Source organism: Pseudoduganella sp. LjRoot289 (assembly GCF_964252925.1).
Classification (GTDB): Bacteria; Pseudomonadota; Gammaproteobacteria; order Burkholderiales; family Burkholderiaceae_D; genus Rugamonas.
Genome location: NZ_CAXUPN020000001.1, coordinates 5,616,133 through 5,635,417 on the forward strand (window position 1 = coordinate 5,616,133; position 19,285 = coordinate 5,635,417).

Here is a 19,285-nt window from a genome sequence, read left to right on the forward strand (position 1 = left end):
GGCTTGCGCATGACGATTCATTGGAAAGATGCGATAGCAGCCGCCACACTCGGCATCATCGACATTTCACGGTTCTCCCGATGCAGCAGCATACTAAGCAGGTAGTGGTCATAGGCGGCGGCGTGGTGGGTCTGACATCCGCCTGGTGGCTGCTCGAGGCCGGCTATCGCGTGACGCTGCTCGAGCGCGCGCCCGCCATGGGCACCGCGTCGAGCTACCGCAACGGCGGCCAGCTCAGCTACCGCTACGTCGCGCCGCTGGCCGACGCCGGCGTGCCGCTGAAGGCGCTGCAATGGCTGTTCCAGAAGGACGGCCCGCTGCGCTTCCGGCCCGAGGCCGACCTGCGCCAGTGGCGCTGGCTGGCCAGCTTCCTGGCCAACTGCAACGCCGCCAGCAATGCGCGCACCACCGCCAAGCTGCTGGAGCTGGGCGAGCTGAGCCGCAACGCCATGGCGCAGCTGGAACTGGCGCTGCCGCTGTCCGCGTTCGACTGGCGCGACGCCGGCAAACTGGTGGTGTACCGCTCCCAAAAAGTGTTCGACGCTGCCGTGGCCCGTCCGCACACCGAGGGCAAACGGCTGGTGCTGACGGCGGCCGACACGGCCCGCATGGAACCGGCCCTGGCCGAGCTGAGCCCGCAGCTGGCGGGCGGCATCTATAACAAGGGCGAGGCCGTGGCCGACTGCCACGCGTTTTGCCTGGCACTGGAGCAGCGCATGCGCGCCCATCCGCGTTTCGAGGGCGTGGTCCAGGCCGAAGTGCGCAATATCTTCGCCGAGCGGGGCCGGATTTCCGCGCTCGACACCAGCGTGGGCTGGATCGCGGGCGAGCAGTTCGTGCTGGCGGCGGGCGTCCAGAGCCGCAGCCTGGCGGCCAGCGCCGGCATCTACCTGCCGATCTACCCGCTGAAAGGCTACAGCCTGACCGCACCGATCCGTCCGCAGGACCTGGCGCCGGAGATCAGCGTCACCGACTTCGAACGCAAAGTGCTGTACGCGCGCATCGGCGGCAGCCTGCGCATTGCCGCCATGGTGGACATGGTGGGCGAGGACACCAGCCTGGACCCGGGACGGGTGGCGGGCCTGAAGCGGCTGGCGCGCGCGGCCATGCCGGCGGCGGCCGACTACAGCCGGGCCGAGGCCTGGGCCGGCCTGCGCCCCGCCACGCCGAACAGCGCCCCCATCATCGGCGCCACGCGCTACCCCAACCTGTGGCTCAACGTCGGCCACGGCCCGCTCGGCTTCACCTTCGCCTGCGGCACCGCCGCCCTGCTGGCCGACCTGATGCGCGGCAAATCCACGCCCTTCGCCCTGGACGGCCTGACGCTGGCGCCTTGAAAGCCTGGCAATACGTACCCAGGCGGCCGTTATGGCGGATAATTGCGGGATTTCCGCTGTCCGCCATACGCGATGTCCAAGTCCAAATCCCCTGCAGCCTGCCCTTGCGGCGGCCCCTCGTTTGCCGCCTGCTGCGGCCCTTATATAGAGGGCGCGGCGCTGGCGCCGACCGCCGAGACGCTGATGCGCTCGCGCTATTCCGCCTACTGCCTGGGCAAGGAGGCCTATCTGCAGGCCACATGGCATGCCAGCACCCGTCCCAAAGAGCCCATAATAAGCAGCAATGAGAAGTTGCAATGGCTGGGACTTGAGGTAAAATCTGCTTTACGTTTACGTCAACGTAAAGCAGATAACGAAGACTTTGTTGAATTTGTGGCACGTTTCCGCCTCAACGGGCGCGGCCAGCGCCTGCACGAAGTCAGCCGCTTTCTGCGCGAGTCCTCTCCGGAGGGGCCGCGCTGGTTTTACGTGGACGGTACTTTCCCCGAATAGACAGCACGCGTGCCTGACGACGCGACCAGAACAAGAGGAACCCGAATGCCGCATATCGAAAGCAAACTCAATCCGCGCAGCGAGGACTTCAAGTCCAACGCGTCGGCCATGCAGGCCCTGGTCGACGACCTGCGCGACAAAGTCGCCAAGATCGCCCTGGGCGGCGGCGAACTGGCGCGCGACAAGCACGTCGCGCGCGGCAAATTGCTGCCGCGCGACCGCGTGCAGATGCTGCTCGATCCCGGCACGCCCTTCCTCGAATTCTCGCAAATGGCCGCCTACGGCATGTACCGGGACGCCAAGGGCGTGGACGCGGCGCCGGCCGCCGGCATCATCACCGGCATCGGCCGCGTCTCGGGCCTGGAATGCGTCATCGTCTGCAACGACGCCACCGTCAAGGGCGGCACCTACTACCCGGTCACCGTGAAAAAGCACCTGCGGGCGCAGGAAATCGCCGACGAGAACAACCTGCCCTGCATCTACCTGGTGGACTCGGGCGGCGCCAACCTGCCCAACCAGGACGACGTGTTCCCGGACCGCGACCATTTCGGCCGCATCTTCTTCAACCAGGCCAATATGTCGGCCAAGGGCATCCCGCAGATCGCCGTGGTGATGGGTTCCTGCACCGCCGGCGGCGCCTATGTGCCGGCCATGAGCGACGAGTCCATCATCGTCAAGGAACAGGGCACCATCTTCCTGGGCGGCCCGCCGCTGGTGAAGGCGGCCACCGGCGAAGTGGTGACGGCGGAAGACCTGGGCGGCGGCGACGTGCACACGCGCTTGTCCGGCGTGGTCGACCACCTGGCGCAGAACGATCTGCACGCGCTGTCGCTGGCGCGCACCATCGTCTCGAACCTGAACCGCGTCAAGCCGCAGCAGATGGCCTTGCGTGCGTCCGTGGAGCCGAAATACCCGACCCAGGAACTGTACGGCGTGATCCCGGTCGACACCCGCAAGCCTTTCGATATCCGCGAGGTGATCGCGCGCATCGTCGACGGCAGCGACTTCGATGAATTCAAGGCGCGCTACGGCACCACGCTGGTGTGCGGCTTCGCCCACATCTACGGCATGAAGGTCGGCATCATCGCCAACAACGGCATCCTGTTCTCGGAGTCCGCGCTCAAGGGCGCGCACTTCATCGAACTGTGTGCGCAGCGCAAGATCCCGCTGGTGTTCCTGCAAAATATCACCGGTTTCATGGTCGGCCGCAAGTACGAAAACGAAGGCATCGCCCGCAACGGCGCCAAGATGGTGACCGCCGTCGCCACCGCCGCCGTGCCGAAGTTCACCGTCATCATCGGCGGCAGCTTCGGCGCCGGCAACTACGGCATGTGCGGCCGCGCCTACTCGCCGCGCTTCATGTGGATGTGGCCGAACGCGCGCATCTCGGTGATGGGCGGCGACCAGGCCGCGTCGGTGCTGGCCACGGTCAAGCGCGACGGCATCGAGGCCAAGGGCGGACAGTGGAGCGCCGAAGAGGAAGCGGCCTTCAAGCAGCCGATCAAGGACCAGTACGAGCACCAGGGCCACCCTTACTATGCCACCGCGCGCCTGTGGGACGACGGCGTGATCGATCCCGCCGACACCCGCATGGTGCTGGGCCTGGGCCTGTCCGCCGCGCTCAACGCCGAGATCCCGGACACGAAGTTCGGCGTGTTCCGGATGTAAGGGGGATTATATGACTTACGAGACCCTGGAAGTGGCCATCGCAGGTAAACTGGCGACCGTGACGCTGAACCGTCCGGACGTGCGCAATGCCTTCAACGAGAAGACCATCAACGACATCACGCTGGCCTTCGATGAACTGGGCAGGAACGAGCTGGTACGCGTAATCGTACTGGCCGCCAACGGCCCGGCGTTCTGCGCCGGCGGCGACTTGAACTGGATGAAGGCGATGGCGGGCTACACGCACGCCGAGAACAGCGCCGATGCCATGCAACTGGCGGAAATGCTGCGCACCATCTACCTGTGCCCCAAGCCCGTCGTGGCCAGGGTGCACGGCGACTGCTACGCCGGCGGCATGGGCCTGGTTGCCGCCTGCGACGTGGTGGTGGCGGCCGATGTGGCCAATTTCTGCCTGAGCGAAGTGAAGCTGGGATTGATTCCGGCTACCATTTCACCTTATGTCATCAAAGCCATGGGCGAGCAGGCTGCGCGCCGCTACTTCCTGACCGCCGAGCGCTTTGGCGCGGCGGAGGCCCACCGCATCGGTTTCGCCCACGAGGTGACGCCGGCGGACGGCATCGACGCGAAAGTCGCGGAGATCGTCAAGGCACTGCTGGGCAACAGCCCGAACGCAGTCAAGGAAGCCAAAGCGCTGGTGCGCGACGTGGCCGGAGAACCGGTCACCGACGCGCTGCTGGCTGACACGGCGCTGCGCATTGCGCACATCCGCGCCTCGGAGCAGGGCCGGGAAGGGGTGCAATCCTTCCTGGAGAAGCGCAAGCCGGCCTGGCTAGGCTAGTGCCTAAACTAATGGAGCATGTTTGGAACCAACTCAACAAAGTGACAGCGCCTCGAGCGACTGGGTAGCACGCAGCCTGCGCAGTGTCTGGCATCCGTGCACCCAGATGCAGCACCACGAGACTGTGCCCCTGATCCCGGTCAAGCACGGCCGCGGCGCCTGGCTGTACGACCATGATGGCCGCCGCTACCTGGACGCGATCAGCTCCTGGTGGGTGAACCTGTTCGGCCACGCCAATCCGCGCATCAACGCCGCGCTGAAGGATCAGCTGGACTCGCTGGAGCACGCCATGCTGGCCGGCTTCACGCACGAGCCGGTGATCGAGCTGTCCGAGCGCCTGGCCGCGCTGACCGGCCACAATCTCGGCCACGCCTTCTACGCCTCGGACGGCGCCTCCGCCGTCGAAATCGCTTTGAAGATGAGCTTCCACTCCTGGCGCAACCTGGGCCGGGCCGACAAGCAGGAATTCGTCTGCCTGAAGGGCAGCTACCACGGCGAAACCATCGGTGCATTGGCCGTCACCGACGTGGCGCTGTTCAAGGACGCCTACGGCCCGCTGCTGCGCGCCACGCAGACGGTGATGTCGCCGGACGCGCGCCAGGCCGCCGATGGTGAAACCGCCCAAGACGTGGCGCGGCGTGCCGCCGCCGACGTGGAACGCCTGTTCATGGAGCGCGGCGACAAGATCGCCGCCATCATCGTCGAGCCGCTGGTGCAATGCGCCACCGGCATGGCGATGCACGACCCGCTCTATCTGCAACTGCTGCGCGCCCTGTGCGACCGGCATGCGGTGCACCTGATCTGCGATGAAATCGCCGTCGGCTGCGGCCGCACCGGCACCTTCTTCGCCTGCGAGCAGGCCGGCATCTGGCCGGACTTCCTGTGCCTGTCCAAGGGCATCAGCGGCGGCTACCTGCCCTTGTCGCTGGTGCTGTCGCGCGACGAGATCTACCAGGCCTTCTACAGCGCCGACGTCACGCGCGGCTTCCTGCACTCGCACTCCTACACCGGCAACCCGCTGGCCTGCCGCGCCGCGCTGGCCACGCTGGACATCTTCGAAGAAGACAATGTGCTGGAAACGAACCGCGTGCGCGCCGCGCGCCTGAGCAAGGCACTGGAGCCGCTGGCGAACCACGCCCGCATCAGGAACGCGCGCCGGCAAGGCATGATCTGGGCCTTCGACGCCATCGACGCCGGCCCGACCTTCTCGCGCCGCTTCTTCGCCGAGGCCACGCGCCAGGAGCTGCTGCTGCGCCCCATCGGCCCGACGGTGTACCTGATGCCGCCCTACATCCTCGACGACGAGGAAATCGACGGCCTGGCCGCCCGCACGCTGGCCGTGTTTGAAACGACGATTGCGGGGAGCAACTGATGGAACTGCTGAACAAACTCCAAACCCAGCTGGACGGCCTGGAAGCGCGCAGCCTGATACGCAAGCGCCGCACGGTGGAATCGCCGACCGGTCCGCGCCTGACGGTGGACGGCCGCGAAGTACTGTGCTTCAGCAGCAACGACTACCTGAGCCTCGCCAGCCACCCGCGCGTGACGGCGGCGCTGCAGGAAGGCGTGTCGCTGTACGGCGCCGGCAGCGGCGCGTCGCACCTGATCAGCGGCCATAGCCGCGCCCACACGCTGCTGGAAGAACGGCTGGCCGAATTCGTCGGTCCCAACCTGGTGTCGCCGCGCGCGCTGTACTTCTGCACCGGCTACATGGCCAACCTGGGCGTGCTGACCGGCCTGGCGGCGGGCGACAAGGATACCGAGTTCTTCTCCGAATCGCTGAACCACGCCTCGCTGATCGACGGCGCGCGCCTGTCGCGCACGGCCATCAAGGTGTATGGCCACGCCGACGTGGAAGCGCTGGCCGGCCTGCTGGCCGCCAGCACCGCCGCCACCAAGATCGTCGTCACCGATTCCGTGTTCAGCATGGACGGCGACCTGGCGCCGCTGCCGGCGCTGCTCGCGCTATGCGAACGGCACGGCGCCTGGCTGGTGGTGGACGACGCGCACGGCTTCGGCACCCTGGGCGAGAACGGACGCGGCGCGCTGGAGCATTTCGGCCTGCGCTCGCCCTACCTGGTGTACATGGGCACCCTGGGCAAGGCCGCCGGCGTCGGCGGCGCCTTCGTGGCGGCGCATGAAATCGTCATCGAAACGCTGATCCAGAAAGCCCGCCCCTACATCTTTACCACCGCCGCGCCGCCGGCCCTGGCGCACTCGCTGCTGACCAGCATCGACATCATCGCCGGCGAAGAAGGCCGCGCGCGCCGCGCCAACGTGCACAGTCTCGTCAAACAGCTGCGCGCGGGCCTGAAGCTGGAGCGCTGGCAGCACATGCCGTCGGACACCTCGATCCAGCCCATCATCATCGGCGAGAACCCGGAGACGATGCGCGCGGCCGCGGCCCTGTACGCGCAGGGCCTGTGGGTCGGCGGCATCCGCCCGCCGACGGTCCCGCAAGGCACTTCCCGCCTGCGCGTGACCTTGACCGCAGGCCACACGGCGGCGGAAGTGGAACAATTGATCGCCGCACTGAACGCATTGGAAAGGAGCAGCCATGAGCCTTGAAGATCCGGTCATCATTACCGCCGACTCGCCCGACATCATCACCGCCGAGCCGTCCACCGATCTGGCGATCGGCGTGGCGGTGGGGGTGCAGGATGCGGCAACGGCGAAAAAAACCGCGCCCGCACCGTCACCCGTGGCCGCCGCGGCAGGCTTGCCGCCGAGATTTGCCTGCTTCGTCACCGGCACCGACACCGAAATCGGCAAGACGCTGGTGTCGTCGGCGCTGCTGCACGCGCTGGTGAAGCAGGGCGTGCGCGCCTGCGGCATGAAGCCGGTCGCCGCCGGCGCCGGGATGCGCGACGGCGAACTGCACAACGACGATGCCGATCAGCTGATCGCGGCCGGCAACGTGACCATGCTGCAGTCGCTGACCACGCCCTACATGCTGAAAGAGCCGGCGGCGCCGCACATCGCAGCCGCCATGGAAGGCGTGACGATAGAGGCGGTGCCCATCCTGGCCGCCTATCTCGAAATCGCCGCCGCCACCGACGCGGTGGTGGTCGAGGGCGTGGGCGGTTTCCGCGTGCCCCTGAACGACAGCTTCGACACCGCCGACCTGGCGCAGCAGCTGGACCTGCCGGTGATCCTGGTGGTCGGCTTGCGCCTCGGTTGCATCAGCCACGCGCTGCTGACGGCCGAAGCGATCGTCGCGCGCGGCCTGGCCCTGGTGGGCTGGGTCGCCAACGAGCTGGAAAGCGAGATGCATTTCGCCGACGAAAACGTGGCGGCGCTGGCCGCGCGCATCCCCGCGCCGCTGCTGGGCCGCGTGCCGCGCCTGGCGCCGCCGACTGCCGCGGCAGCCGCTGCGCACCTGAATTTCACGGGCCTGCCGAACTGGCCGGCCCGCCGCAACAATACCTGAACGTGAAGGAAACATGATGTCCCTGCAAGAACCGAAAACCGTAGAACTGCACCGCCCCGCCGCCGCCATCAAGCTGCCCGAAGCGGCCACCTGGCCGCTGGACGACGTGATGGCGCTGTTCGAACTGCCGTTCAATGAACTGATGTTCCGCGCGCAGGAAACCCATCGTGCCCACTTCCCGGCGGGCGACGTGGAACTGGCCACGCTGCTGTCGATCAAGACCGGCGGCTGCGAGGAGGACTGCAGCTACTGCCCGCAGGCCGCGCGCTACGACACCGGCGTCGAAGCCAAGAAGATCCTCGGCATCGACACCGTGCTGGAAGCGGCGCGCCAGGCGAAGGAAAACGGCGCCACGCGCTTCTGCATGGGCGCCGCATGGCGCAGCCCGAAAGAGCGCGACATGGACAAGGTCGAAGAGATGGTGCGCGAAGTGAAGGCCCTGGGCCTGGAAACCTGCGCCACGCTGGGCATGCTGGAAGAGCAGCAGGCCGAGCGCCTCAAGGCCGCCGGCCTGGACTACTACAACCACAACCTGGACACCGCGCCCGAGTTCTACAACAACGTGATCTCCACCCGCGAATACCAGGACCGCCTGGACACGCTGGGCCACGTGCGCAACGCCGGCCTGAAGGTATGCTGCGGCGGCATCGTCGGCATGGGCGAGACGCGTTTGCAGCGCGCCGGCCTGATCGCGCAGCTGGCCAACCTGAACCCCTACCCGGAGTCGGTGCCGGTCAACCACCTGGTGCAGGTGGAAGGCACGCCGCTGCACGGCATGGACCCGCTGGACCCGTTCGAATTCGTGCGCACCATCGCCGTGGCCCGCATCACGATGCCGAAGGCGCGCGTGCGCCTGTCCGCCGGCCGCCGCCAGATGGGTGAAGCGGTGCAAGCCATGTGCTTCCTGGCCGGCGCCAATTCAATCTTCTACGGCGACAAGCTGCTCACCACCGACAACCCGGAAGCGAACGACGACCGCGCGCTGCTGGCCAAGCTGGGCCTGAACACGCGCGCCAGCACGCTGGAATCGGTGCAAAAAGAAAGCTGCGCCTGCTGACTTGTCGTTCCCGCGTCTGCGGGAACCCATGCTGAGTATGGATTCCCGCAGACGCGGGAATGACACATGCGCGAACACTCACAAAAAAAACATCTGGCCACAAGCCGAATAGAGAGAGACCATGTTCAAGAAAATCCTGATTGCCAACCGTGGCGAAATTGCCTGCCGCGTCGCCGCCACCGCGCGCCGCCTGGGCATCAAGACCGTTGCCGTGTATTCGGAAGCGGACGCCAACGCCAAGCACGTCGCCGTGTGCGACGAAGCGGTGCTGATCGGTCCCGCCGCAGCCAAGGAAAGCTATCTGCGCGGCGACAAGATCATCGCCGTGGCCAAGGCCACCGGCGCGCAGGCGATCCATCCCGGCTACGGCTTCCTGTCCGAAAACGCCGAGTTCGCGGACGCGTGCGCCGAAGCGGGCCTGGTGTTCATCGGGCCGCCGGCGTCGGCGATGCGCGCGATGGGCTCCAAGTCCGCCGCCAAGTCGCTGATGGAGAAAGCCAGCGTGCCCTTGGTGCCGGGCTACCACGGCGACAACCAGGATGCGGATTTCCTCAACGGCGAAGCCGACAAGATGGGCTACCCGGTGCTGCTGAAGGCTTCGGCCGGCGGCGGCGGCAAGGGCATGCGCGTGGTCGAAAACTCGGCCGCGTTCAAGGAGGCGCTGGCTTCGTGCAAGCGCGAAGCGATCAGCTCTTTCGGCGACGACAAGGTGCTGGCCGAGAAGTACTTGCAGCGCCCGCGCCACATCGAGATCCAGGTGTTCGCGGACACGCTGGGCAACTGCATCTACCTGTTCGAGCGCGACTGCTCGGTGCAGCGCCGCCACCAGAAGGTGCTGGAAGAGGCGCCGGCGCCGAACATGACCGACGCGCGCCGCGCAGCCATGGGCGACGCGGCCGTCGCCGCCGCGAAGGCGGTCGGCTACGTCGGCGCGGGCACGGTGGAATTCATCGCCAACCAGGACGGCTCGTTCTACTTCATGGAAATGAACACCCGCTTGCAGGTGGAGCACCCGGTGACCGAAATGATCACCGGCACCGACCTGGTGGAATGGCAGCTGCGCGTGGCCGCCGGCGAAGCGCTGCCGAAGACGCAGGACGAACTGAAAATCCACGGCCACGCCATCGAGGCGCGCATCTACGCGGAAAACCCCGAGAAAGGCTTCCTGCCGTCCATCGGCACCCTGCGCCACATGGACACGCCGGACGCGGTCAACTTCGAGCTGGGCGGCGTGGCTGGCTTTCCGGCCGGCGTGCGCATCGATTCCGGTGTGCGCGAAGGCGACGCCATCTCGCCGTTCTACGACCCGATGATCGCCAAGCTGATCGTCTGGGGCGCGGACCGCAAGCAGGCGCTGGCCCGCATGTCGCAGGCGCTGGCGCAGTACCAGATCGTCGGCCTGGCGGCCAACATCGCCTTCCTGAAACGCCTGGTCGAGGGCCAAGCCTTCGCCACGGCCGACCTGGACACCGGCCTGATCGAACGCAACCACGAGGCACTGTTCCCGGCCGCGCAAGCGGCGCCCGCCGGCGCGCTGGCGCTGGCCGCCGTGGCGCTGATCGAAGCGGAGAAGGAGGCATCGGCCGCGCAGTCGGGCGCCAACGCGGCCGATCCGTGGGGCCAGGCGCTGGGCTGGCGCATGAACACCGCCTATACGCGCAGCCTGTCCTTCAGCGACGACTACGCGGCGGCGCTGCCGTCGAAGGCCTACGACGTGCAGCTGACCTACCGCGACAGCGACTGGGTGTTCCAGCTGCCGGCCGGCCCGGACAGCCAGCCGGAACGCCTGAGCCTGATGTCGCAGCAGGGTTCGGAGTTCAGCATCAAGCTGGGCGACACGGCCTGGCACGGCAGCGTGCGGCGCGACGGCGACTTGTTCCACGTGTTCACCGGCGGCGCGCACTACGCGCTCAACTACAAGGACCCGATGGCGCACGCCGGCGAATCGGAAGCCGAAGGCGGGCGCCTGACCGCGCCGATGCCGGGTAAGGTGGTGGCGGTGCTGGCCGAAAAGGGCCAGTCCGTGAAGAAGGGCGATCCGCTGGTCATCATGGAGGCGATGAAGATGGAACATACCATCTCCGCCCCGCACGACGGCCTGGTGGAAGAGGTGCTGTACGCGGTGGGCGACCAGGTGAGCGATGGCGCGCCGCTGCTGGCGTTCAAAGCCGCTTGAGAAGGAGACACGCATGCGTATTTTGCTGCACAGGGTAGACGGCCAGACCGAACCCTGGGTGAAGGACTTCGCCCGGCATCTGCCGGAAGCGGAGATTGTGCTGTGGCGGGCGGGCGAACCGCACCCGCCCTGCGATTATGCGGTGGTGTGGGCGCCGCCGGAGGCGATGCTGAGCGACCTGGCGGAGGTGAAAGCCATCTTCCTGACCGGCGCCGGCGTGGACGCCATTTTGAAGTTCGACTCGGCGCTGCCGCAGAACGTGCCCATCGTCCGCCTCGGCGATGCCGGCATGGGCGTGCAGATGGCCGAATACGTCACGCACTCGGTGCTGCGCTACTTCCGCCGCTTCGACGAGTACGAGACGCAGACGCGCGCGGGCCAGTGGACGCCGCTGCCGCCGCACAACCGGGAAGACTTCGCAGTGGGCGTGCTGGGACTGGGCATGCTGGGCACGCGCGTGCTGCAGTCGCTGAAGGAATTCGGCTTTCCGCTGCGCGCCTGGAGCCGCAGCGAAAAGAGCATGGAAGGGGTGCAGTGCTTCCACGGCGCCGACGGCCTGGACACCTTCCTGCGCGGCACGCGCGTGGCCGTGTGCCTGCTGCCGCTGACGAAGGAAACCAGCAACATCTTCAACCGCACCAATATGTGCAAGCTGCCCGAGGGTTCCTACCTGATCAACGTGGCGCGCGGCGCCCACGTGGCAGAGCCGGATTTGATGGCGCTGGTCAAGTCCGGCCACATCGCGGCCGCCACGCTGGACGTGTTCCGCAACGAGCCGCTGCCGGTGCAGCACCCGTTCTGGCAGGAGCCGCGCATCACCATCACGCCGCATATCGCGGCCCTGACGCTGCGGCGCGAAAGCGTGCAGCAGATCGCCGGCAAGATCCGCCAGCTCGAACGCGGCGAGCCGGTGGCCGATATCGTCAACCGCCACCAGGGATACTGAAAAATGAGCGCATTGCCCAAGCAAGTCAAAATCGTCGAGGTCGGTCCGCGCGACGGCCTGCAGAACGAAAAGGAAACCATCCCGGCCGAGGTCAAGATCGAACTGGTGAACCGCCTGAGCAGCGCCGGTTTCGCCAATATCGAAGCGGCTTCCTTCGTGTCGCCGAAATGGGTGCCGCAGATGGCCACCAGCAAAGAGGTGATGGCCGCCATCGCGCGCAGGCCGGGCACCATCTATTCCGCGCTGACGCCGAACATGCAGGGCTTCGAGGCGGCGCTGGCCGCCAGGGCCGACGAGGTGGTGATCTTCGGCTCGGCCTCGGAGGCCTTCTCGCAGAAGAACATCAACTGCTCGATCGCCGAATCGATCGCGCGCTTCGCCGACGTGGCCAGGGCGGCCAAGGACAAGGGCCTGCGCCTGCGCGGTTCGATCAGCTGCGCCTTCGGCTGCCCGTATCAAGGCGAGGTGCCGCTGGACGCCGTGGCCGACGTGGTGGGCCGCATGCGCGAGCTGGGCTGCGACGAGATCGACATCGCCGACACCATAGGCGTGGCGACGCCTTTGAAGACCAGGGCGGTGATGGAGCGCGCAATTAAAGCGTTCCGCGTCGACGGCCTGTCGGGCCACTTCCACGACACCTACGGGCAGGCGCTGGCCAACATCTACGCCAGCCTGGAAGTGGGGATTGCGATTTTCCACTCGTCCGTGTCCGGCCTGGGCGGCTGCCCCTACGCCAAGGGCGCGACCGGCAACGTGGCCACGGAAGATGTGCTGTACATGATGAACGGCCTGGGCATCCACACCGGCATCGACCTCGACATCGTGGTCGACGCGGGGCAGTACATCTCGCAGGCGCTGGGCCGCAAGGGCGCCAGCCGCGCCGGCAACGCGATCGCCGCCAAGCGCGCGGGCTGACGTTGTGGCGGGTCAGGCCTTGCGGCTTACCCGCCCATATTAAATAAAGCGCCGCCGGAATAGAAAAAACCCGCTTGATGTTGCCATCAAGCGGGTTTTTAAATTTTGGTCGGAGTACAAGGATTCGAACCTTGGACCCCCTGGTCCCAAACCAGGTGCGCTACCGGGCTGCGCTACACTCCGAAGAAGCAAGATAATACAAGCTGGGTTTTCTTCGGTCAAGGGCAGGAATGAAAAAACTTCGGAATTCCGCGTTTTTCTTCAATGTGGGACACTATCTGCATCTTCTTTAGGCACAACACCATGCGCCTGCACGCTTTTTACGCAACAGGACGTTACGGCGCCCCGGCCAGCCGGCCGGGCGGCATTGCCATCGGCGTTGCGATTTCCATCGTGCTGCACTTGATGTTGCTGTACGGAACGCGGCTCAACCGGGAAGCCAGGCCAAACGCTACGGCGCCGCCGGAAACGATTACCGTGTGGCTGCGGCCGGTCCCCGTGGTCCAGCCGTTGCCGCCGCCCCCCGCGCCGCTGACAGCGGAAAGCGAAGCGCCGCCGCCCAAGAAGCAGGTCAAGGAACGTGCGCCGCGCAAGCCAGCGCCAGCAAACGCACCGGCCGCGCCGGCTAAGGTCGCGGAGCCGGGCATGACCTGGGTCGCACCGGCGCCGGCGCAGCCGGCAAGCGCCGATCCGTTCGCGGAGCCGGCGGCAACGCCGCCCAGGTTCGACATGGACGCGGCCAGGCGCGCTGCGCGCAAGGTTGCCAGCGAACGCGATCCGGCCAAGGCGGGCACGGCGGTGGGACAGTTCCCGGAGAAGCCGCTGGCCAGCGAAACGCCGCTGGCGCGCAGCATCTCGCGGTCGGCGCGCGCCGATTGCAAGGACGGCATCCCGGGCGGCTTGCTGGCTCCGGCCCTGTTGCTGATGGATAAGAAGGACCACGGCTGCAAGTGGTAGCCGTCATTCTGCATCGGTGGACCGCCGCGCATACGGGCATCCATAGGATACTTGCTGCGAGGTTCAGTATGGATTCCCGCCTGCGCGGGAATGACAAGGTGCGGGCTTATTCGCCGGCGGCGGCCTTCATCTGCAGCGCGCGCTCGTACAGCGCATTTTTTTTCCGGCCGGTGATCTGGGCGGTCAGCGCGGCGGCCTGCTTGAGCGGCAGCTCGGCCACCAGCAGCGCCAGGATGCGCTCGGCTTCGGCGTCCTGCTCTTCCTCGGCTTCGGCCGCGCCTTCAACCAGCACCACGTACTCGCCCTTCTCGCGGTGCGGATCAGCGCCCAGCCAGGCCGCGGCCTCGGACAGCGGGCAGCGGTGGATTTCCTCGAACAGCTTGGTCAGCTCGCGCGCGAACACCACCTGGCGCGTGGGTTCGAAAGCGGCCGCCAGCGCGGCCGCGCATTCGACGATGCGGTGCGGCGCTTCGTAGAACACCATGGTCGCGGTGACGTTGCGCAGCTGCTGCAGCACGGTCTCGCGCTGCTTGGCCTTGGCTGGCAGGAAACCGATGAAGTGGAACTGGTCGTTCAGCAGGCCGCTGGCGGAAATCGCCGTCACGGCCGCCGAGGCGCCCGGCAGCGGCACCACGCGCAGGCCTGCCGCGCGCACCGCGTCGACGATGCGCGCGCCCGGGTCGGACACGGCCGGCGTGCCCGCATCCGACACCAGCGCGATGCGCTCGCCGCCCTGCAGGCGCGCGATCAGCGTCTCGGCCACTTCGCGCTCGTTGTGCTGGTGGGCCGCGATCAGCGGCTTGTGCAGGCCGAAACGGGTCATCAGCTGGGCCGTGTTGCGGGTGTCCTCGCAGGCCACCGCGTCCACCAGGCCCAGAAGATGCAAGGCGCGCAGACTTATATCAGTGACATTACCGATCGGGGTCGCCACTATATACAATGTTGCGATAGGATAGCTCTGGTTAGCTGTCTCGCCCAGGACGGGCAGGGTGGCGATGCTGGTTGCTTGTACTGTCATGGAGGTTGGATGCTGCCTAAAAGAGTGAAATTGCTGCTGTTGTGCATGGCAGCCAGTCTGACCAGCGCTTGCAGCACGCCTTGCGACGCGCCCGGCAAATTGTGCGCGCCTGTGTCATCAATTACAAGCCCGGCGCCGCAAACGCGGCCCCAGGCCGCGCCGGAGCGCCCGCCGGAGCCACCGCCGCCTGCCGTGGAAACCTTCGCCGTGCCGATGCCGGGCACGCAAAGCGGCGTGGGCATGGCTCCCCCGGCGCAGCCCGGCGCAGCGCTACCGGCACCGGCTGCCGGCGGACCGGACTACCGCATCGGCCTGATGCTGCCGCTGCATTCGGACGCGCTGCGCCAGCACGCCGACGCCCTGCGTGCCGGCTTCATGGCGGCCTGGGAGCGCGACCGCGAGGGCGTCGCCGTCACGCTGATCGAAACCGGCGACGCGGCCCAGGACGTGCTGGCCGCCTACACCGCCGCGCTCGAGCAGCAGGACATGATCGTCGGCCCGCTGGCCCGTTCCGCCGTCACCGCCGTGGCGGCCAGCCCGCTGGTGAGCAAGCCCACCATCGCCCTGAACCATCCGGACGGGCGCGGCGAGACTGCGCTGCCGCCGCAGATGCTGGTGGTCGGCCTGTCGGTCGAGGACGAGGCGCGCCAGAGCGCCGACTGGGCCGCGCGCGAGCATCCGGGCGCCGTGGCCTACATCCTGTCGAGCACGGCGCAGTACCAGCGCCGCAGCGCGGCCGCCTTCGCCGCGCAATGGCAACGCCTGGGCGGCAGCGCCAAGATCGCCGAACTGAACGTGCTGAACGGCTACCTGAGCGACGGCGAACTGGTGGCGCTGCGCGCGCGCCTGCAAAGCGAGCCCTCGGCGGTGCTGTTCGCCGGGCTCGATGCGGACCAGGCGCGCCAGCTGCGCGTGGCGCTGTCGGCGCCGCCGCTGGGCGAGCTCGCCATCTACGGCACCTCTTCCCTGAACCCCGGCAAGGCCAGGCAGTTGCCCGGCCCCGAGCTGGACGGCGTGCATCTGCTGGACCTGCCATGGCAGCTGCAGCGCGACCATCCGGCGGTGATGGTCTATCCGCAACTGGCGGCCAAGGACGCCGACCTCGAGCGCGTGTACGCGCTCGGCATCGACGCCTTCCGCGTGGCGCGCGAGATCGCCAGGGCCGGCCAGCGCAAGTCGCCGGCCCGGTTCAAGCTGGACGGCGTGACCGGATTGCTGGATGTGCGCTTCGGCGACGGCCCGGCCTCCTTCGAACGGCGCGAGCAAGCCGCCATCTACAAGGACGGCGTGCCGGTGCCGGTGCAGCCTTAGCGGCCCCGGCCATGCCGCTCACCGCCAAACAGCTGCAGGGCAACGCCGGCGAGGACGACGCGCTGGACCACTTGCGGCTGCACGGCCTGAGCCTGGTCGAGCGCAATTTCCGCTGCAAGGGCGGCGAAATCGACCTCATCATGCGCGACGGCGCGGCGCTGGTGTTCGTCGAGGTGCGGCGCCGGGCAGGCAGCGGCTACGGCGGCGCCGCCGCCAGCATCACGCCGGCCAAGCAGAAGCGCCTGATCCACGCCGCCCAGTTCTACCTGCTGCGCGTCAAGCCGCTGCCGCCGTGCCGCTTCGACGTGGTGGCGATCGATGGCAAACAATTAAGCTGGCTGAGGAATGTGCTCGAAGTCCGCGCCTGACCGGTCAGCATCGAAGTGTAAGCATATTTAACAGCGCTTGTCCGGTCCCGCGCGCGACTGCACTATAATCCCCGACTATGAATACTCAACGCATCCTCTCCCACTTCCACGAAAGTGCCGAAATCAAGATCCAGTCCGCGACCGTGCTTGCGCAGCCGATCGGACAGGCGATTGAACTGATGTTTTCGGCTTTGTCCAACGGCAACAAGATCTTGGCCTGCGGCAACGGCGGCTCGGCCGCCGACGCGCAGCATTTCGCCGCCGAGCTGGTGGGACGCTTCGAGCGCGAGCGCTTCCCGCTGCCGGCCATCTCGCTGGCCACCGACACCTCCATCCTGACCGCCGTGGCCAACGATTACAGCTACCGCGAGATCTTCTCGAAACAGGTGCAGGCCTACGGCCAGGCCGGCGACATCCTGCTGGCCATCTCCACGTCCGGCAATTCGGCCAACGTGATGGCGGCCATCGAGGCGGCGCTGGAGCGCGAGATGCGCGTGATCGCGCTGACCGGCAAGGGTGGCGGCGCCATCGGCAAGATGCTGACCGACGCCGACGTGCACATCTGCGTGCCGGCCGACCGCACCGCCCGCATCCAGGAAGTCCACCTGGTGACCATACATGCCTTGTGCGACGGGATCGACGTCGCGCTGTTCGGAGGAGATGCAGATTGAATAAGCCAAATGCCCTTGTACGCACCCTGTTGATCGCCGCCCTGGGCGGCGCCATGCTGTCCTCCCTGTCGGCCTGCGTGCCGCTGATCGTCGGCGGCGCCGTGGCGGGCACCGTGGCCGCGTCCGACCGCCGCACCTTCGGCGCGCAGACCGAGGACAAGGCGATCGCCGTCAAGGCCGAGGTGAAGCTGCCCAACCTGGTGGGCGACGCCGGCCACGTCAACATCGCCAGCTTCAACCGCCGCGTGCTGCTGACCGGCGAAGTGCGCGACCAAGCCATGAAGGATACGCTGGAACGCGAGATCCGCGCCATCGAGGGCGTGGTCTCGGTGACCAACGAACTGGAAGTGGCCGGCCCGGCCAGCTACACCTCGCGCTCGAACGACGCGCTGATCACCACCAAGGTGAAAGCCAGCCTGGTGGACATGAAGGACATCTCGGCCAATTCCTTCAAGGTGGTGACCGAGCGCGGCAACGTCTACCTGATGGGCCGCGTGACCCAGCGCGAAGGCGGCATCGCGGCCGACGTGGCGCGCGGCGTGAACGGCGTGTACAAGGTGGTCAAGGTGTTCGAGTACATCAGCGAAGATGAATGGAAACAGTACCAGCCCAAACCCGCAGCGAACTGATCATGAAATCGCCCTCCGCCTGGATCAAACCCGCCTTGGCCGCCGCCGTCATAGCGGGCCTGGGCGTGACCGCCTACTTCTCGCTGAGCAAGCACAGCAGCGCGCCCGATGTGACCTTTGTCGGCATCAAGGGCGAACGCATCACGCCGGCCAGCCTGCGCGGCAAGGTGGTGATGGTCAACTTCTGGGCCACGTCCTGCGCCACCTGCGTGAAGGAAATGCCGCAGATGGTGGACACCTACAACAAGTACAAGGCGCAGGGGCTGGAGTTCGTGGCGGTGGCGATGAAGGAAGACCCGCCCAACTACGTGCTCAACTTCGCGGAAACGCGCCAGCTGCCGTTCAAGGTGGCCCTGGACGTGACGGGCGACGCCGCCAAGGCCTACGGCAACGTGGCCATGACGCCGACCACCTTCGTCATCGACAAGGAAGGCCGCATCATCAAGCGCTACGTGGGCGAGCCGGAGTTCCAGGCGCTGCACAAGCTGCTTGAAAAGGCGCTGCAGGGTTAACCCTGCGGGTTACGCTGCACTCGGTGCGCCCCGCTGATCTGCCCTACTGCCGCGTTCTCGTTGGGCGGGTTAGCCGGGGGCGCCGAGCCGAAGGCGTAACCCGCCAAAGCTTCAAAAACCCGTTTGCAGGGACAAATACCAGCCCTTCTGCTTCTTCTTGTTGAACACGGTGATCTCGCCCAAGTGGACGTAGGCCGCCGTGACCGAGATGTTACGGTTCGGGAACCAGGCCACGAAGGCGTCGTAATAGGCCCGCTCCGGATCCACGCCCAGGTTGTGCGGCTTGTGACGGTATTCGGCCCCCAGCGCCAGCTTGCGGTTGATCAGATAGGCCAGCGACACCTCCGGCATCAGCCTGGCGCTGTCGCCCTGGTCGCCGCCGAAACCGAGCAGGCCCATCTGGTTGGCCTTGGTGGCGCGCAAGGTGCCGTTCACCAATAGACTTTGCTCAAACAGCACCTTGGTGGCCGACAGATAATAGTCGTAGCCGCTGTCGTCCCTGGCGCCCAGCTGGGTCACGTTGGTGACGCCCAGGGCTCCCAGGCCGCCTATGCCCTTGTTCTTCTTGTACAGGATGCCCAGCGCCACCTGCGGCAGCCAGCTGTCCTGCTCGTAGACCGCATCGCCCAGCAGCCTGAACTTGAGGCCGACGATGTCCTGCTTGATGTGCAGCGCGTTCAGCGGCGCCAGCTCGCCCTTGAAGTCCTGGCGCGCCAGCGACAATTCCAGCCGGTCGCCGACGCCCACCGCCACGCCGTAGCTGCCCAGCGAATAGTCCTGCGTCTTCACGTGCGTGTAATGGGCGTTGGCGGCCCAGCTGTCGCGCGAGCCGTAGCCGGTGATCAGGGCCCACGGCGTGAGGCCGCCGCCGCCCGCGCCTTCGATCTGGCTGACGCCGCCGGTGGCCAGGAACTTGCCCATGTCGAGCTTGCCCTGTACGCCGGGCGAAGCAGTCACGATGTCACGCTGCATGGGTGCCAGCTTGGCGATCAGCTTGTTCGA

The 19,285-nt window shown here is 66.9% G+C and carries 19 protein-coding genes and 1 tRNA gene; 17 read left to right on the plus strand and 3 right to left on the minus strand.

Annotation, left to right across the window (positions count from 1 at the left end; genetic code table 11):
• The first annotated feature begins 20 nt into the window (after window positions 1-20).
• From ACSQ8Y_RS24020 to ACSQ8Y_RS24070, 11 genes are all read left to right on the plus strand, one after another.
• Window positions 21-1,337 (plus strand): D-amino acid dehydrogenase, encoded by a 1,317-nt coding sequence (locus ACSQ8Y_RS24020; protein WP_436268921.1) that lies wholly within the window; start codon window positions 21-23, stop codon window positions 1,335-1,337.
• A gap of 72 nt (window positions 1,338-1,409) precedes the next feature.
• The gene (locus tag ACSQ8Y_RS24025) at window positions 1,410-1,829 is read left to right on the plus strand and encodes a YchJ family protein (RefSeq protein ID WP_436268922.1); all 420 of its coding nucleotides are present in this window, start codon (window positions 1,410-1,412) and stop codon (window positions 1,827-1,829) included.
• Between the two features lie 45 nt (window positions 1,830-1,874).
• Window positions 1,875-3,497, plus strand: coding sequence for a carboxyl transferase domain-containing protein (locus ACSQ8Y_RS24030; protein WP_436268923.1), 1,623 nt, complete (start codon window positions 1,875-1,877; stop codon window positions 3,495-3,497).
• A 10-nt stretch (window positions 3,498-3,507) separates the two neighbouring features.
• On the plus strand, window positions 3,508-4,293 hold the full coding sequence (locus tag ACSQ8Y_RS24035; protein ID WP_436268924.1) for an enoyl-CoA hydratase/isomerase family protein: 786 nt from the start codon (window positions 3,508-3,510) through the stop codon (window positions 4,291-4,293).
• Window positions 4,294-4,315: 22 nt separating this feature from the next.
• Window positions 4,316-5,665, plus strand: coding sequence for an adenosylmethionine--8-amino-7-oxononanoate transaminase (gene bioA / locus ACSQ8Y_RS24040; RefSeq protein ID WP_436268925.1), 1,350 nt, complete (start codon window positions 4,316-4,318; stop codon window positions 5,663-5,665).
• Window positions 5,665-6,861: an 8-amino-7-oxononanoate synthase gene (gene bioF / locus ACSQ8Y_RS24045; RefSeq protein WP_436268926.1), complete on the plus strand. Its 1,197-nt coding sequence runs from the start codon at window positions 5,665-5,667 to the stop codon at window positions 6,859-6,861. The genes bioA and bioF overlap by 1 nt, the downstream gene beginning before the upstream one ends.
• Window positions 6,851-7,723, plus strand: a complete 873-nt coding sequence (gene bioD / locus ACSQ8Y_RS24050; protein WP_436268927.1) for a dethiobiotin synthase — start codon at window positions 6,851-6,853, stop codon at window positions 7,721-7,723. Before bioF ends, bioD begins: the two co-directional genes overlap by 11 nt.
• A gap of 13 nt (window positions 7,724-7,736) precedes the next feature.
• The gene (gene bioB, locus ACSQ8Y_RS24055; RefSeq protein WP_436268928.1) at window positions 7,737-8,780 is read left to right on the plus strand and encodes a biotin synthase BioB; all 1,044 of its coding nucleotides are present in this window, start codon (window positions 7,737-7,739) and stop codon (window positions 8,778-8,780) included.
• A 121-nt stretch (window positions 8,781-8,901) separates the two neighbouring features.
• Window positions 8,902-10,956: an acetyl-CoA carboxylase biotin carboxylase subunit gene (locus ACSQ8Y_RS24060; RefSeq protein WP_436268929.1), complete on the plus strand. Its 2,055-nt coding sequence runs from the start codon at window positions 8,902-8,904 to the stop codon at window positions 10,954-10,956.
• 13 nt (window positions 10,957-10,969) lie between these two features.
• Window positions 10,970-11,902: a 2-hydroxyacid dehydrogenase gene (locus tag ACSQ8Y_RS24065; protein WP_436268930.1), complete on the plus strand. Its 933-nt coding sequence runs from the start codon at window positions 10,970-10,972 to the stop codon at window positions 11,900-11,902.
• A gap of 3 nt (window positions 11,903-11,905) precedes the next feature.
• Window positions 11,906-12,817 (plus strand): hydroxymethylglutaryl-CoA lyase, encoded by a 912-nt coding sequence (locus ACSQ8Y_RS24070; protein WP_436268931.1) that lies wholly within the window; start codon window positions 11,906-11,908, stop codon window positions 12,815-12,817.
• A gap of 106 nt (window positions 12,818-12,923) precedes the next feature.
• Here ACSQ8Y_RS24070 and ACSQ8Y_RS24075 read toward each other — a convergent pair.
• A tRNA-Pro gene (locus ACSQ8Y_RS24075) sits at window positions 12,924-13,000 on the minus strand.
• Window positions 13,001-13,120: 120 nt separating this feature from the next.
• Here ACSQ8Y_RS24075 and ACSQ8Y_RS24080 point away from each other — a divergent pair.
• Window positions 13,121-13,774 (plus strand): hypothetical protein, encoded by a 654-nt coding sequence (locus ACSQ8Y_RS24080; protein WP_436268932.1) that lies wholly within the window; start codon window positions 13,121-13,123, stop codon window positions 13,772-13,774.
• Window positions 13,775-13,880: 106 nt separating this feature from the next.
• Here the strand turns inward: ACSQ8Y_RS24080 and rsmI are convergent, their stop codons facing one another.
• Window positions 13,881-14,792 (minus strand): 16S rRNA (cytidine(1402)-2'-O)-methyltransferase, encoded by a 912-nt coding sequence (rsmI, locus tag ACSQ8Y_RS24085; protein ID WP_436268933.1) that lies wholly within the window; start codon window positions 14,790-14,792, stop codon window positions 13,881-13,883.
• Between the two features lie 192 nt (window positions 14,793-14,984).
• On the opposite strand from rsmI, the gene ACSQ8Y_RS24090 reads away from it, so the two are divergent.
• The 5 genes from ACSQ8Y_RS24090 (at window position 14,985) to ACSQ8Y_RS24110 (ending at window position 18,283) form a co-directional block, all read left to right on the plus strand.
• Window positions 14,985-16,103 (plus strand): penicillin-binding protein activator, encoded by a 1,119-nt coding sequence (locus tag ACSQ8Y_RS24090; protein WP_436268934.1) that lies wholly within the window; start codon window positions 14,985-14,987, stop codon window positions 16,101-16,103.
• 11 nt (window positions 16,104-16,114) lie between these two features.
• Complete coding sequence (locus tag ACSQ8Y_RS24095; protein WP_436268935.1) at window positions 16,115-16,471, plus strand: YraN family protein; 357 nt, start codon at window positions 16,115-16,117, stop codon at window positions 16,469-16,471.
• Window positions 16,472-16,548: 77 nt separating this feature from the next.
• A complete protein-coding gene (locus ACSQ8Y_RS24100; RefSeq protein WP_436268936.1) occupies window positions 16,549-17,142 on the plus strand; it encodes a phosphoheptose isomerase in 594 nt (197 codons plus the stop codon).
• A 53-nt stretch (window positions 17,143-17,195) separates the two neighbouring features.
• Entirely contained in the window at window positions 17,196-17,771 is a 576-nt protein-coding gene (locus ACSQ8Y_RS24105) for a BON domain-containing protein (protein WP_436269901.1), read from the plus strand.
• 2 nt (window positions 17,772-17,773) lie between these two features.
• Window positions 17,774-18,283: a peroxiredoxin family protein gene (locus tag ACSQ8Y_RS24110; RefSeq protein WP_436268937.1), complete on the plus strand. Its 510-nt coding sequence runs from the start codon at window positions 17,774-17,776 to the stop codon at window positions 18,281-18,283.
• Window positions 18,284-18,394: 111 nt separating this feature from the next.
• Here ACSQ8Y_RS24110 and ACSQ8Y_RS24115 read toward each other — a convergent pair whose 3' ends face one another.
• Window positions 18,395-19,255: a DUF3034 family protein gene (locus ACSQ8Y_RS24115; protein WP_436269902.1), complete on the minus strand. Its 861-nt coding sequence runs from the start codon at window positions 19,253-19,255 to the stop codon at window positions 18,395-18,397.
• Window positions 19,256-19,285 lie beyond the last annotated feature (30 nt).